Origin of the sequence: Microbacterium sp. HSID17254, assembly GCF_003989315.1 — a bacterium.
In the GTDB taxonomy this organism is placed as follows: domain Bacteria; phylum Actinomycetota; class Actinomycetes; order Actinomycetales; family Microbacteriaceae; genus Microbacterium.
This window is the reverse complement of the sequence record NZ_RBLT01000003.1, coordinates 69,075-82,057: the sequence shown is the minus strand read 5'-3', so window position 1 is coordinate 82,057 and position 12,983 is coordinate 69,075. Positions and strand designations below refer to the sequence as shown.

At 70.9% G+C, this 12,983-nt stretch carries 11 protein-coding genes, 1 tRNA gene and 1 other RNA gene; 5 read left to right on the top strand and 8 right to left on the bottom strand.

Annotated elements, in window-relative coordinates:
* Positions 1 to 62: 62 nt before the first annotated feature.
* A complete protein-coding gene (ppgK, locus tag D8M34_RS02905; RefSeq protein ID WP_025103605.1) occupies positions 63 to 809 on the top strand; it encodes a polyphosphate--glucose phosphotransferase in 747 nt (248 codons plus the stop codon).
* Positions 810 to 903: 94 nt separating this feature from the next.
* On the opposite strand, the gene rnpB is transcribed toward ppgK, so the two are convergent.
* The 4 genes from rnpB to D8M34_RS02885 form a co-directional block, all read right to left on the bottom strand.
* Positions 904 to 1,260, bottom strand: an RNA gene (gene rnpB / locus D8M34_RS02900) — RNase P RNA component class A.
* Positions 1,261 to 1,284: 24 nt separating this feature from the next.
* Entirely contained in the window at positions 1,285 to 2,985 is a 1,701-nt protein-coding gene (locus D8M34_RS02895; protein WP_126893102.1) for a bifunctional 3'-5' exonuclease/DNA polymerase, read from the bottom strand.
* 22 nt (positions 2,986 to 3,007) lie between these two features.
* Positions 3,008 to 3,745, bottom strand: a complete 738-nt coding sequence (locus tag D8M34_RS02890; RefSeq protein WP_126893101.1) for a zinc ribbon domain-containing protein — start codon at positions 3,743 to 3,745, stop codon at positions 3,008 to 3,010.
* Positions 3,746 to 3,782: 37 nt separating this feature from the next.
* Positions 3,783 to 4,166 carry a YchJ family protein gene (locus D8M34_RS02885; RefSeq protein ID WP_126893100.1) on the bottom strand — a complete coding sequence of 128 codons (384 nt, stop codon included), beginning with the start codon at positions 4,164 to 4,166 and terminating at the stop codon, positions 3,783 to 3,785.
* Between the two features lie 100 nt (positions 4,167 to 4,266).
* Between D8M34_RS02885 and D8M34_RS02880 the strand changes: the two genes are divergently transcribed.
* Positions 4,267 to 5,106 carry an aldo/keto reductase gene (locus tag D8M34_RS02880; RefSeq protein WP_025103609.1) on the top strand — a complete coding sequence of 280 codons (840 nt, stop codon included), beginning with the start codon at positions 4,267 to 4,269 and terminating at the stop codon, positions 5,104 to 5,106.
* Positions 5,107 to 5,117: 11 nt separating this feature from the next.
* Here the strand turns inward: D8M34_RS02880 and D8M34_RS02875 are convergent, their stop codons facing one another.
* Complete coding sequence (locus D8M34_RS02875) at positions 5,118 to 5,954, bottom strand: helix-turn-helix transcriptional regulator (protein WP_025103610.1); 837 nt, start codon at positions 5,952 to 5,954, stop codon at positions 5,118 to 5,120.
* 100 nt (positions 5,955 to 6,054) lie between these two features.
* On the opposite strand from D8M34_RS02875, the gene D8M34_RS02870 reads away from it, so the two are divergent.
* Positions 6,055 to 6,819: an SDR family oxidoreductase gene (locus D8M34_RS02870; RefSeq protein ID WP_025103611.1), complete on the top strand. Its 765-nt coding sequence runs from the start codon at positions 6,055 to 6,057 to the stop codon at positions 6,817 to 6,819.
* A 34-nt stretch (positions 6,820 to 6,853) separates the two neighbouring features.
* Here the strand turns inward: D8M34_RS02870 and D8M34_RS02865 are convergent, their stop codons facing one another.
* The 3 genes from D8M34_RS02865 to D8M34_RS02855 form a co-directional block, all read right to left on the bottom strand.
* On the bottom strand, positions 6,854 to 7,807 hold the full coding sequence (locus D8M34_RS02865) for an L-lactate dehydrogenase (protein WP_126893099.1): 954 nt from the start codon (positions 7,805 to 7,807) through the stop codon (positions 6,854 to 6,856).
* Positions 7,808 to 7,871: 64 nt separating this feature from the next.
* A complete protein-coding gene (locus D8M34_RS02860; RefSeq protein WP_126893098.1) occupies positions 7,872 to 8,759 on the bottom strand; it encodes a TIGR01777 family oxidoreductase in 888 nt (295 codons plus the stop codon).
* A 28-nt stretch (positions 8,760 to 8,787) separates the two neighbouring features.
* Positions 8,788 to 8,860, bottom strand: a tRNA-Val gene (locus D8M34_RS02855).
* A 153-nt stretch (positions 8,861 to 9,013) separates the two neighbouring features.
* Here D8M34_RS02855 and aceE point away from each other — a divergent pair.
* Both aceE and D8M34_RS02845 read left to right on the top strand, forming a co-directional pair.
* Positions 9,014 to 11,740 carry a pyruvate dehydrogenase (acetyl-transferring), homodimeric type gene (aceE, locus tag D8M34_RS02850; RefSeq protein ID WP_126893097.1) on the top strand — a complete coding sequence of 909 codons (2,727 nt, stop codon included), beginning with the start codon at positions 9,014 to 9,016 and terminating at the stop codon, positions 11,738 to 11,740.
* 31 nt (positions 11,741 to 11,771) lie between these two features.
* A complete protein-coding gene (locus D8M34_RS02845; protein WP_025103615.1) occupies positions 11,772 to 12,968 on the top strand; it encodes a PucR family transcriptional regulator in 1,197 nt (398 codons plus the stop codon).
* The last annotated feature ends 15 nt before the right edge of the window (positions 12,969 to 12,983 follow it).

Sequence of the window (12,983 nt, the reverse complement as noted above, 5' to 3'; positions counted from 1 at the left end):
GAGCGGTTGGGGTGATGTCATCGATCCTACTGGCGTGCACCGTGGTCGCTAAGCTATCGGCCATGGCAAAAGCGATCGGCGTCGACATCGGCGGCACGGGCATCAAAGCGGGAATCGTCGACCTCGAACACGGCACCATGGCCTCGGATCGGGTGCGCGTGCCCACCCCGGCCGGCGCGGCACCGGAAGACGTCCTCGTCGCGGTGCAGACGGTCCTGAAGACGCTCGACGTCCACGAGTCGACCCTGCCGCTCGGCGTGGCGTTCCCCGCGATCGTCAAGCGCGGCAAGACCCTGTCCGCGGCGAACGTCTCGAAGGAGTGGATCGACTTCGACGCCGAGCGCTTCTTCCGCGACGGCCTCGGCCGCAACATCGTCTTCGTGAACGACGCCGACGCCGCCGGTGTCGCGGAGGCCCGCCACGGAGCCGCCCGCGACGTGCTCGGCTTCACGCTGCTGACCACGCTCGGCACCGGGATCGGCTCCGCGTTCCTGTACGACGGCGTGCTGCTTCCGAACACGGAGCTCGGCCACCTGAACTTCCGCGAGTACGAGTCCGTCGAGACCTATGCGGCCACCTCGGCGCGCGAGCGCGAGGGCCTGAGCTGGGAGGAGTGGGCCGAGCGCCTGCAGGCGTTCTACTCCCACATCGAGTTCCTGTTCAGCCCCGACCTGTTCGTGGTCGGCGGCGGCGTGTCGAAGAACGCGGGCGATTTCCTGCCCCTGCTCGACCTGAAGACGCCGATCGTCCCCGCAATCCACCGCAACAACTCGGGCATCATCGGCGCGGCCTCGCTCGCCGGCGACTGACCCTTCGACAGGCTCAGGGCCCTTCGACAGGCTCAGGGACCCAAACGAGGGAGGCCCCGATGACGGGAGTCATCGGGGCCTTCGGCGTTCGAGGCGAATGGGCCGACCTGTACGCCGGGTTCTGTTCCGGGGTTCTTCGCCCCTTCGACGGCCATCTCTCTCGGCGACACGTTGCCGTGCCGCTCCAGCGGTCTACCCGAGGACTCGGCGGGCCGCGTCATCATCCTCTGTCTGACCTTGCTCCGGGCGAGGTTTACCTGGCGGGCCGTGTCACCACGGCCCCCGGTGGTCTCTTACACCACCCTTTCACCCTTACCCCTCGCGGGGCGGTCTGCTCTCTGTGGCACTGTCTCGCGGATCACTCCGGGTGGGTGTTACCCACCGCCCTGCCCTGTGGAGCCCGGACGTTCCTCGGTGCGGTTGCCCGCCACGCGACCGTCCAGTCGACCCATTCGCCCCTCCAGTCTACGGGGCCTCACTTCTCGGCGGAGTCCGCGATGCGCAGGTCGAGCGGAACGTCGATCGGAAAGGTACCGAACAGGCGGGTGGTGGCGACGGCAGCGGCCTCGCGGACGGCGTCGGCCGCGGCCTCCGCGTGCTCCTGCGGCGTTTGCAGGATGACCTCGTCGTGCAGGAAGAACGCCAAGTGCGGCTCCCGGGCGAACGGCCCCGATGCCTCGGCCGCGCCGAAGACCTCGGGAAGCTGTGCCAGGCGGTGACGGATCTCGGCGAGCCAGATGAGCGACCACTCCGCCGCGGTGCCCTGGACGACGAAATTCCGGGTGAAGCGCCCCCACTCCCGTGCGCGGCGGCGGGCGAGGGCAACCACGGCGGCGTCAGCATCGGCGCCCGTGGCATCGGCCTGCAGTCGCATCCACTCCGTGGACGGACGCGGCGAGGAGCGACCGAGCCAGGTCGAGACGATGCCGCCGTCCTCCCCGACCCGCGCCGCGTCGTCGACGAGCGCCATGGCGCGGGGATAGACCTTCCGCAGCCGGGGAACGAGTCGCCCGCTGTCGCCGCTGGTGGCGCCGTACATCGCACCAAGCACCGCGTACTTCGCCTCCTCGCGGGTCGCGACGGCACCCGACGCGACGACCCCCGCGTAGAGATCGCCGCCACGCGCCGCGGCCGCCATCGCCTCGTCGGCCGCCATGGCCGCGAGCATCCGCGGCTCGAGCTGGGCGACGTCCGCGACGACGAGAGCCCAGCCCGGATCCGCACGTACCGCGGGGCGGAGGTTGCGCGGCAGTTGCAGCGCGCCGCCGCCGGCCGATGCCCACCGTCCGGTCACGACGCCCCCGGGGATGTACACCGGGCGGAAGCGGCCGTCCTGCACCCATTCCGACAGCCAGGTCCAGCCGTTCGCGCTGAGCAGTCGAGACAGCTTCTTGTAGGCGAGGAGCGGCTCGATCACGGGGTGATCGTGCGCGGACAGCTCCCACTTGCTCGTGGACTCCACCGACACGCCCACGCGGTGCAGCGCCCGCAGCAGCTTCGGCTGGCTGTCCAGGTGCAGCGTGGGGTCGTCGAGCAGGGCCCGCACCTCGTCGCCGCGCTCCACCATCCGTCGGGGCAGCCCGCCCGCGGCCGGACGAGCCCCCAAGGTCTCGGTGAGGATCGCGTCGTGCACCCCGGCGTCCCACGGGAGCCCCGCGACGCGCATCTCCTCGGCGATCAGCCCGCCGGCCGACTCTGCGGCGCACAGCAGCGTCAGGCGTCCATCGGCCGCCTCCGCCATCACGGTCCGCTGCGCGCGGTACTGCTCGAGTGCCGCGGCGATCGCGTCCTCGCCGGACTCCTCGTCGAGGACGTCGAACAGGGAGGGGGTGGTGTCGACCGGGTCGCGGCGCTCCCACGCCGCGGCGGGTGCCAGCGGCGTGGACACCATGGCCGTGTCGCGCAGGATCGCGTGACAGAGGACGAGGTCGTGGCTGCGCGTGATTCTGACGCCTTCGCTCAGGAGCAGCGCGTAGATCTCGGCCGCGCTGCGGATGATCCACCGCGGGGCGTCGGCGGCTTCGACCGCGGCCACCCATCCCGCGAGTTCCGCCGCGGGCAGGAGCGTGCGCTGCTGCTCCTCGTCGTGCTCGTCCAGCTCGATCGCGGCGTACTCCCCCGCACCGAGGCCGACCAGCGCGAGGCGTCGCTCCGGGCCCGACGCCGGCGCCGTCACGGGCGGTGCAGGCCGGATGCGCTCATGACGAGAGTCCCGACTCCTCGGTGCGCACGAGGATGCAGCCGCACTCGGGGCAGGAGACGACCTCGTCCTCGGGCGCGCGACGGATCTCGTTGAGATCGGTGCCGGGCAGCATCATGCGGCAGCCTTCGCAGGTTCCGCGGGTGAGGAGCGCGGCTCCGGCGCTGTTCGCGGCGCGGCGATCGTACTCCGCGAGAAGCGGCGCGGGAACGGTGGCGGCGACCGCCTCCCGGTCGCGGGCGAGCTGGGCGCCGAGCTCAGTCGCCGCGGCGACGTCGGCCTTGCCCTGCGCGGTGAGGGCACTCCCCTCCGCGGTCGTCGCGTCCAGCAGCGCCTGCTGGGCGGCCACGGCGGCGTCGGCTTCCTCGACTCGGCCCATGACGTCGAGCTCCGCGTCCTCCAGGTCGTTCAGACGCTTGGCGAGGCTGGCGAGCTCGTGCTCCAGAGCCTGCGCCTCCTTCGGGTTGGTTGCCGCCGCGAGGCGCTGGGCGTCGCGGTCGCGCCGCTGCTCGGCCAGCGCGACGTCCGACTCCAGCCGCGAGAGCTCGGTGCGGGCGTCGTCCCTGGCGCCGGTCAGGACCGTGAGCTCGCGGAGCTGCTCCTGACGGATGGCGACGAGCTCAGCGATCCGGCCCGCCTGGCTCGGCTGCGTGCGGGCGCGCTCCGCCTGCGCGATGCGCCGGTCGAGGTCCGCGATGTCGAGCAGGGTGCGCTGGTTCTCCGGGGTGGCGTTCACGCTCTCAAATCTACTCGCTGCCGGGCCGAGGGCCGCATCACCGGATGTCGCCGTCCACGTAGAACCACGTCCGGTTCACACGGACGAAGCGACTGCGCTCGTGCAGCGATCCGCGCGTGCCGCCCTGCCGCCAGAACGCCTCGAACTCGACCACGCCCTCCGTGTCGAACGGGCCGCCCGCCACGCGGTCCACGATCAGCAGACGCCGCCACTCCAGGTCCGCCTCGAAGGTGATCGTCTCCGGTCGCGTCTCCGGGTGCCAGGTGCGGAGCAGGTACGCCCCGTCCTCCCGCACGAAAGCGGTGTACCGGGAGCGCATCAGCCGCTCGGCGGTCGGGGCAGGAGCGCCGTCGAGGAGGGGGCCGCAGCACGCGGCGACGGTGTCCCCCGAAGCGCAGGGGCAGCGGGTGGGCTCCGTCATGAGAGCGCGACGATCAGGGTCATGCCTGCCAGCATCGCGCGGAGGACCGTGTCGCGCCAACTCGCCCTACGCTGGAGGCACGCCAACGCCAGGAGCACCGATGACCACTGTCCCCACCTTCCGCGCCCACAACGGCTTCGCCCTGCCGGCACTCGGCCTCGGCACGTATCGGCTGAACGGCGACGCCGGAGCCGACGCGGTCGCCCAGGCCCTCCGTGCGGGATACCGCCTCGTGGACTCCGCGTTCAATTACGAGAACGAAGGCTCCGTCGGGCGCGGCGTCGCGGCCTCCGGCGTCCCCCGCTCCGAGGTCATCGTGACGACGAAGCTCCCCGGACGGCACCATGCCCGCGCGACGGCGACCGCCAGCATCGAGGAGAGCCGTTCCCGCCTCGGCCTCGACGCGACCGACCTGCACCTCATCCACTGGCCGAACCCGAGCCAGGACGAGTACGTCGAGGCGTGGGAGGCGCTCGTGGACGCCCAGGCGCGGGGCGTCGTTCGCCAGATCGGCGTCTCGAACTTCCTCCCCGAGCATCTCGAGCGCATCGAACGGGAGACCGGGGTCCGGCCGGTCGTGAACCAGATCGAGGTGCACCCGTACTTCCCGCAGGAGGAGCAGCTGGCCTACCACCGGGAGCACGGCATCCTCACCGAGGCCTGGAGCCCGCTGGGGCGTGCGCAGGCCCTCCTCGACGAGGACGTCGTCCGCGAGGTGGCCGCCGCTCACGACATCACGCCCGCGCAGACCGTCCTCGCCTGGCACGTGGCCAGGGAGACGGTCGCGATCCCGAAGGCGTCGTCCGCGGAGCACCAGGCCGCGAACCTCGCCGCCGCCGCCGTCGTGCTCGACGACGCGGAGGTCGCCGCGATCACCGCACTCGGACGCGCGGACGGGCGCCTGTTCGACGGCGATCCCGCGGTGCACGAGGAGTCCTGAGCGGGGAGGGCTCAGACGCTCTGCGTGCCGAGCACGCGCAGGAACTCCAGCTTCCCGGCCGCCTCGCTCCCCGGCTGCGCCGTCAGGACGATGAGCGCCTGCGACTCGTCCTCGGTGAACAGCGCCTGGCAGTCCACCTCGATCTCCCCGAGCTCCGGATGCACGATCACCTTGTGCTGCTCGAAGCGACGGGCGACCTCGTGGGCCGCCCAGAGCCGCACGAACTCGGGACTCCGTTCCGACAGATCCGCCACGATCTCCCCCGCCCGCGACCGCGCGCCCATGGTGCCGTACGCCGCGCGCAACGCCGCCACCAGCGCCCGTGACTGCCGGGGGTGATCGACCTCCCGGTACCGACGCCGTTCCTCCTCCGGTCGCGCGAACCAGCGATGGATGCCGCTCCGGTCGAGCCCGGTCAGACCGCTCGCGTCTCCGATCAGCGCGCGTGAGGCGTCGTTCTGCACCAGCACCTCGTCGAGAGCCGAGACCACGAACGCCGGGGTGTCGTGCAGACGGTCGAGCACGCGGAGGATGCCGGGACGGACGTAGTCGGTGATCACCGCGCGATCGGGAGCGCTGAGCCCGCTGAGCCGGTAGAGGTAGTCGCGCTCGTCCGAGGACAGCCGCAGCGCACGGGCGAGGGCGGCGAGGATCTGCGCGCTCGGCTGCGGGCCGCGACGCTGCTCGAGACGCGTGTAGTAGTCCGTCGACATGGTCGCGAGCTGTGCGACCTCCTCGCGGCGCAGTCCGGCCGTCCGTCGCCGAGTCCCCTCGGGCAGGCCCACGTCGGCAGGACGCAGCGCCTCCCGACGGCGCAGGAGGAAGTCGGCCAGGGCGTCACGATCCATCCGTGCAGTATCCCCCGGACGCGTGAGGGGATCCAGGGACCGCCGATCCCCCGATCAGCCGTCTCTGGAACGGCGCGGGCGCAGCGCCGAGGCTGGGGCCATGGACATCACCGGAAACACCATCTTCATCCCCGGCGCGACGAGCGGGATCGGTCTGGCGCTGGCCCTCCGGCTGCAGGCGCGCGGCAACACCGTGATCGTCGGGGGACGCCGAGAGGACCGGCTGGTCGCGATCGCTGCCGCGCATCCCGAACTCCACACGATCCGCATCGACACGGCCGACCCGGCGAGCATCGACGAGGCCGCGGCCGCGGTGCTCGCCGCGCATCCGACGCTGAACGTGCTGGTCACGATGGCCGGCATCATGCGGGCGGAGGACTGGACCGCGCCGGCCGGCTTCCTGTCCACCGCCGAGGAGACCGTCACGACGAACATCCTCGGCCCGATCCGCCTCATCGCGGCCTTCATCGAGCACCTGCAGGCCCAGCCCTCGGCGACCATCATGACCGTCTCCTCCGGTCTCGCCTTCGCACCCCTGAAGGTCACGCCCACGTACAACGCGAGCAAGGCGGCGATCCACATGCTCAGCGAGTCGCTGCGGCTGCAGCTCGCGGGCACGACTGTCGCGGTGCAGGAGCTCGAGCCGCCCGCCGTGCGCACGGACCTCATGCCCGGGCATGCGGAGAACGAGGCCGCACTGCCCCTCGACGCGTTCATCGACGAGGTCATGACGCTCATCGAGACCCAGCCCGACGCGACCGAGATCCAGGTCGAGCGGGTGAAGTTCCTCCGCTACGGCGAGGCGCGGGGCGACTACGACGAGGTCGTGGCGGTGCTCAACCGCACGGATCCGCACGGCCGGTGAACCCCGGTGGGGCGGTCCGCCGCCCCACCCGCCGTCACTCCTGCAGGGACTCCGCGACCGCGGTGAGCGCCTCGGCGGACTGCCGCAGCAGGTCGAGCTCGCGATCCGAGAACGCCGTCGTGCGGATCGGGAGGGCCCCGGCGGCGCTGACGATCGACGGCACGGACAGGGCGACGCCGTCGATCCCGTGGAAGTCGCGGAGAACCGTGCTCACGGGCATCACCGCATGCTCGTCCCGGAGGATCGCCTCCACGATGCGCGCGCTGGAGAGCCCGATCGCGTAGTTCGTGGCGCCCTTGCCCTGGATCACCTTGTAGGCGGCGTCGCGGACGTCGACGGCGATCTCGTCCAGCTCCTCCAGAGTGAAGCGCGGGTGCCCCGGGGTCTCCCAGTCGAGGATCGGGACCGTGCCGATCGTCGCCCGCGACCAGAGCGGGAACTCGGTGTCGCCGTGCTCTCCGATGATGTGGGCGTGCACGCTGGCCGTGGACACGCCCGCCCGCTCCCCCAGCTTCCAGCGCAGCCGAGACGTGTCGAGCACGGTTCCCGAGGCGAAGATGCGCTCCGGCGGCAGTCCTGTCTCCTGCTGCGCGATGACCGTCAGCACATCGCACGGGTTCGTGACGATGACGTAGACCGCATTGGGCGCGACCGACAGCAGCTCCGGCATCATGCGCCGGATGATGCCGGCGTTCACCCCGGCGAGCTCGGTGCGGGTCTGTCCCGGATTCTGCTTCGCTCCCGCCGTGATGACCACGACATGGGACCCGGCCGCCACCGAGATGTCGCTGCCGCCGATGATGTCGCTGCTACCGGTGAACTGCGTGCCGTGCGCGAGGTCGAGCACCTCCGCCTCGACCTTCTCCGTCGCGATGTCGTACAGGGCGACGTGGCGGGCCGAACCGCGGATCAGAGCCGCATAGGCCACGCTCGATCCGACGCTTCCGGCGCCGACGACGGTGAGCTTCGAGTTCTCGATGATCTCCATGCGCCCATCCTGACAGCGCGGGCGCCGCGACGGCAGGGGTCTCGCCGGGAGAATCGCGTCGTCGTCAGACCGCCGCGGCCACCGCATCCGCAGCGGTGCGATGGGTGAAGCGGAAGCCGGACTGCTGCAGAGCCTCAGGCCGCACGTCCGCATCCGGAAGCAGCAACGATTCGGCGGCGTCGCCGAGAGCGAGGCGTAGGGCCCACCGGGGAGCGGGCACCCAGAACGGCCGACGCATCTGCTGCGCGAGCGCGCGACCGATGTCGTTCGCGGACGCTCGGGTGGGCCCGGTGAGGTTGACCGGCCCCGCGAGCTTCTCGTCGAGGACATGGCGGATGCCGCGCACCTCGTCGTCCAGGGAGATCCACGGCCAGATCTGCGTGCCCGGCCCCAGCGGGCCGGCGAGGCCGAGCTTCGTCAGCGTGATCATGGGGCGGAGCACACCCCGGCGGTGGATCACCGGTGCCGTCCGCAGCAGGGCGACCCGCGTGTGGTCCTCCGCTCGTCGCGCGGCCGTCTCCCAGCGCACGGTGAGGTCGGCGAGGAAGGTGCTCCCGGGGCCGGAGTGCTCGGTGAGCACCTCGCCGGGCGCCGATCCGTAGTAGCCCACAGCGGAGGCGGAGAGGAAGCCGGGCGCGTCGGTGCGCAGAGCGCGCAGCGCCGTGGTCAGGGTGTTCGTCGCGTCGAGCCGCGACTCGACGAGCTGACGGCGATATCCGCGGGTCCACGGGAGCCGGCCGACGCTCGCGCCTCCGAGGGCGACGACGGCCTCCGCTCCCGCGAGCGCATCCGGGTCGAGCGCGGTGTCCCCCGGCGACCATTCGATCTCGCCCTCCGCCTGCGGAGGACGTCGCACGAGGGTGCTCACCTCGATGCCGTCCGCCCGCAGGGAGGCGGCGAGGGCGGAACCGATGAGGCCTGATGCCCCGCTGATGACGATGCGTCGCGCCATTGCCGCTCCCCGCTGCAATCGATACGGGTGGGCCCTGCCGGGATCGAACCGACGACATCCACGGTGTAAACGTGGCGCTCTACCAGCTGAGCTAAAGGCCCTGGTGCGCTCAGTCTATCCGGGCGCGGATGCGCACCCGTGTCGTGGAAGAGGGATAGGCTGAGGTCGGCGCGCGTTGTGCACGGCCGACAAGGCTGCCCGTGTCGCTTCCCGTTTCCTTGGCATGACCTGCCAGCTTGACGAAAGGTTCCCCCGTGACCGTCCACGACCAGGATCCGTACTCTCAGGGCCCCCTCGACAGCGATCCGGAAGAGACCGGTGAGTGGCAGCAGTCGCTCGACGAGCTGGTGGACGCCAAGGGCCACGGCCGCGGGCGCGAGATCATGCTCAGCCTGCTCAAGCGCTCCAAGGAACTGCACCTGAACGTGCCGATGGTTCCGACCACCGACTACATCAACACCATCGCCCCGGAGAACGAGCCTGAGTTCCCCGGCGACGAGGAGATCGAGCGGCGCTACCGCGCCTGGATCCGCTGGAACGCCGCCATCACGGTGCACCGCGCCCAGCGCCCCGGCATCGGCGTCGGCGGCCACATCTCCACCTACGCGTCCTCGGCGGCGCTGTACGAGGTGGGCTTCAACCACTTCTTCAAGGGCGCGGACCACCCCGGTGGCGCCGACCAGATCTTCATTCAGGGCCACGCCTCCCCCGGCACCTACGCCCGCTCCTTCCTCGAGGGTCGCCTCAGCGAGGACCAGCTCGACGGCTTCCGCCAGGAGAAGTCGCACGCGCCGAACGGCATCCCGTCGTACCCGCACCCGCGCCTGATGCCGGAGTACTGGCAGTTCCCGACCGTGTCGATGGGTCTCGGCCCGATCAACGCGATCTACCAGGCGATGTCGAACAAGTATCTCGAGAACCGCGGCATCAAGGACACCTCGCAGTCGCACGTCTGGGCCTTCCTCGGCGACGGCGAGATGGACGAGGTTGAGAGCCGCGGTCAGCTGCAGGTCGCCGCCAACGAGGGCCTCGACAACCTCACCTTCGTCGTCAACTGCAACCTGCAGCGTCTCGACGGCCCGGTGCGCGGCAACGGCAAGATCGTCCAGGAGCTCGAGTCGTTCTTCCGCGGCGCGGGCTGGAACGTCATCAAGGTGATCTGGGGCCGCGAGTGGGACGACCTGCTCGCCCGCGACACCGAGGGCGCACTGCTCAACCTCATGAACGTCACCCCCGACGGCGACTACCAGACGTACAAGGCGGAGTCCGGCGCGTACATCCGGGAGCACTTCTTCGGTCGCGACGAGCGCGCCGCCGCGCTGGTCAAGGACTACTCCGACGACGACATCTGGAACCTCAAGCGCGGTGGCCACGACTACCGCAAGGTCTACGCCGCTTTCAAGGCCGCGATCGAGCACAAGGGCAAGCCGACGGTCATCCTCGCGAAGACCGTCAAGGGCTACGGGCTGGGCCCGCAGTTCGAGGGCCGCAACGCGACCCACCAGATGAAGAAGATGACGCTGGACAACCTCAAGACGTTCCGCGACGCGATGCACATCCCGATCACGGACGCGCAGCTCGAGGAGAACCCGTATCTGCCCCCGTACTACAACCCGGGACCGCAGGACGAGACGATCCAGTACATGCTCGAGCGCCGCAAGGCCCTCGGCGGCTTCCTCCCGGAGCGCCGCTCGACGCACGTCGGCCTGTCCCTTCCCGAGGAGAACGCCTACGCGCTCCCGAAGAAGGGCTCCGGCACGCAGGAGATCGCCACGACCATGGCGTTCGTCCGTCTGCTGAAGGACCTGCTGCGCTCGAAGGAGTTCGGCCACCGCATCGTGCCGATCATCCCCGACGAGGCGCGCACGTTCGGCATGGACGCGTACTTCCCGACCGCGAAGATCTACAACCCCAACGGCCAGCACTACACGTCGGTCGACCGGGAGCTGCTGCTCGCCTACAAGGAGAGCCCGCAGGGACAGATCGTCCACGTCGGCATCAACGAGGCCGGTGCTCTCGCGGCGTTCACCGCCGCGGGCACGTCGTACGCGACGCACGGCGAGCCGCTGATCCCGATCTACATCTTCTACTCGATGTTCGGCTTCCAGCGCACCGGTGACGCCCAGTGGGCCGCCGGCGACCAGATGGCCCGCGGCTTCATCATCGGCGCCACCGCCGGACGCACCACCCTCACGGGTGAGGGCCTCCAGCACGCCGACGGACACTCGCACCTGCTCGCCTCGACCAACCCGGCGACGGTCTCCTACGATCCCGCGTACGGCTACGAGATCGCGCACATCATGCGTTCCGGTCTCGAGCGGATGTACGGCGGGCAGCACGAAGACCCGAACGTCATGTACTACCTCACGGTGTACAACGAGCCGATGGTCCAGCCCGCGGAGCCGGCCGACGTGGATGTGGACGGCATCGTCCGCGGCATCCACCGCGTCTCCGTCGGCGAGGGCGACGGCCCCCGTGCCCAGCTCTTCGCCTCCGGCGTCGGCCTGCCGTGGGCGCTCGAGGCCCAGGAGCTGCTGAAGAAGGACTGGGGTGTCGTCGCCGACGTGTGGTCGGTCACCTCGTGGACCGAGCTGCGCCGCGACGGCCTCGCCGCCGACGAGCACAACTTCCTCCACCCGGACCAGGAGCCGCGCACCGCCTACCTCACGCAGAAGCTCCAGGGCGCCGAGGGTCCCGTCGTCGCGGTCAGCGACTTCATGCACGCCGTGCAGGACCAGATCCGCCCGTGGGTCCCGAACCGCTTCGCCACGCTCGGCGCCGACGGCTTCGGCTTCTCGGACACCCGTGCCGCGGCCCGCCGCTTCTTCAAGATCGACGGACCGTCGATCGTCGTGCGCACGCTGCAGGCGCTGGCCGAGGAGGGCAAGGTCGACCGCGGCCTCTCCGCCCAGGCCATCGAGAAGTACCGCCTGCACGACGTGAACGCCGGCACGAGCGGCAACGCAGGCGGCGAAAGCTGAGCCCTCGGTGACAGCTGCCTCCGCCGCCGGCATGGACAAGGCCGCCACGCTCACCTGGCTGCGCCGGATCTCCGGCGACATCGCCACGGTGACGATCAAGCGGCTGGAGGACACCCTCCCCTGGTACGCCGACATGCCACCGGCCCGCCGCTCCGCGGTCGGGCTGGTGGCGCAGGCGGGCATCACCTCGTTCATCCAGTGGTACGACGACCCGACGTCCACCCCGTGGATCGCCGCGGACATCTTCGCCGCCGCTCCCCGTGAGCTGCTGCGGAGCGTGAGTCTGCAGCAGACCCTCCAGCTCATCCGCGTCACGGTCGAGGTGACCGAGGAACGGGTGGCGGGCAAGGGCGAGCACCTTCGCGAGGCCATCCTGCTCTACTCGCGGGACGTGGCGTTCGCCGCCGCCGACGTTTACGCGCGCGCCGCCGAGGCCCGCGGCCTCTGGGACGCGCGGCTCGAGGCGCTCGTCGTCGACTCGATCCTCACGGGCGAGGCCGACGAGGAGCTGCCCAGCCGGATCGCCGCTCTCGGGTGGCACGGCCACGGAGAGGTCGCGGTCCTCGTGGGCACCACGCCTCCGCAGTTCGACGTCGACCTCGTGCGTCGCACGGCGCGGAAGCTCGCGGTCGACGTCCTCATCGGCGTGCAGGGCTCGCGCCTCGTGCTCGTGCTCGGACGCGCGCGCGTCGAGGGCCAGGAGGGCGAGGACGAGGAGCTCGGGTTCCAGGAGATCGCGGCTCGTCTGGAGCCGTCGTTCGGCCCGGGGTTCGTCGTGCTGGGGCCGGCTGTCGCTGCCCTCGTCGACGCCAGCCAGAGCGCGCGTGCGGCGCTGGCCGGATTCGCGGTGGCTCGCGCCTGGCGGAGCGCACCGCGGCCCGTCGAAGCCGACGATCTGCTCCCGGAGCGCGCCCTCGCCGGCGACCCTCTCGCGAAGCAGACCCTGATCGAGCGCATCTACCGCCCGCTGCAGGCGCACTCGACCGACCTCGTCACGACGCTCTGGAGCTATCTCGACAACGGCCGTTCCCTCGAGGCGACGGCCCGCGAGCTCTTCGTGCATCCGAACACCGTCCGCTACCGCCTGAAGCGGGTGAGCGAGGTCATCGGGTGGGACGCGACCGGGCCCCGCGAGGCGCTCATCCTGCAGACGGCGCTCATCCTCGGCTCCATCGGGGCCGCGGAGCAGGTACGCCGCCGTCCGCCGCTGCGCCGCCCTCCGCGCTGACCCACCCGGTGCATT

Excerpts from the sequence above, each read along its gene's own strand:
- D8M34_RS02875 (WP_025103610.1), bottom strand. The coding sequence starts at position 5,954 with ATGGATCGTGACGCCCTGGCCGACTTCCTCCTGCGCCGTCGGGAGGCG.
- D8M34_RS02880 (WP_025103609.1), top strand. The coding sequence starts at position 4,267 with ATGACCACTGTCCCCACCTTCCGCGCCCACAACGGCTTCGCCCTGCCG.
- D8M34_RS02870 (WP_025103611.1), top strand. The coding sequence starts at position 6,055 with ATGGACATCACCGGAAACACCATCTTCATCCCCGGCGCGACGAGCGGG.
- ppgK (WP_025103605.1), top strand. The coding sequence starts at position 63 with ATGGCAAAAGCGATCGGCGTCGACATCGGCGGCACGGGCATCAAAGCG.
- D8M34_RS02865 (WP_126893099.1), bottom strand. The coding sequence starts at position 7,807 with ATGGAGATCATCGAGAACTCGAAGCTCACCGTCGTCGGCGCCGGAAGC.
- D8M34_RS02885 (WP_126893100.1), bottom strand. The coding sequence starts at position 4,166 with ATGACGGAGCCCACCCGCTGCCCCTGCGCTTCGGGGGACACCGTCGCC.
- D8M34_RS02845 (WP_025103615.1), top strand. The coding sequence starts at position 11,772 with ATGGACAAGGCCGCCACGCTCACCTGGCTGCGCCGGATCTCCGGCGAC.
- D8M34_RS02860 (WP_126893098.1), bottom strand. The coding sequence starts at position 8,759 with ATGGCGCGACGCATCGTCATCAGCGGGGCATCAGGCCTCATCGGTTCC.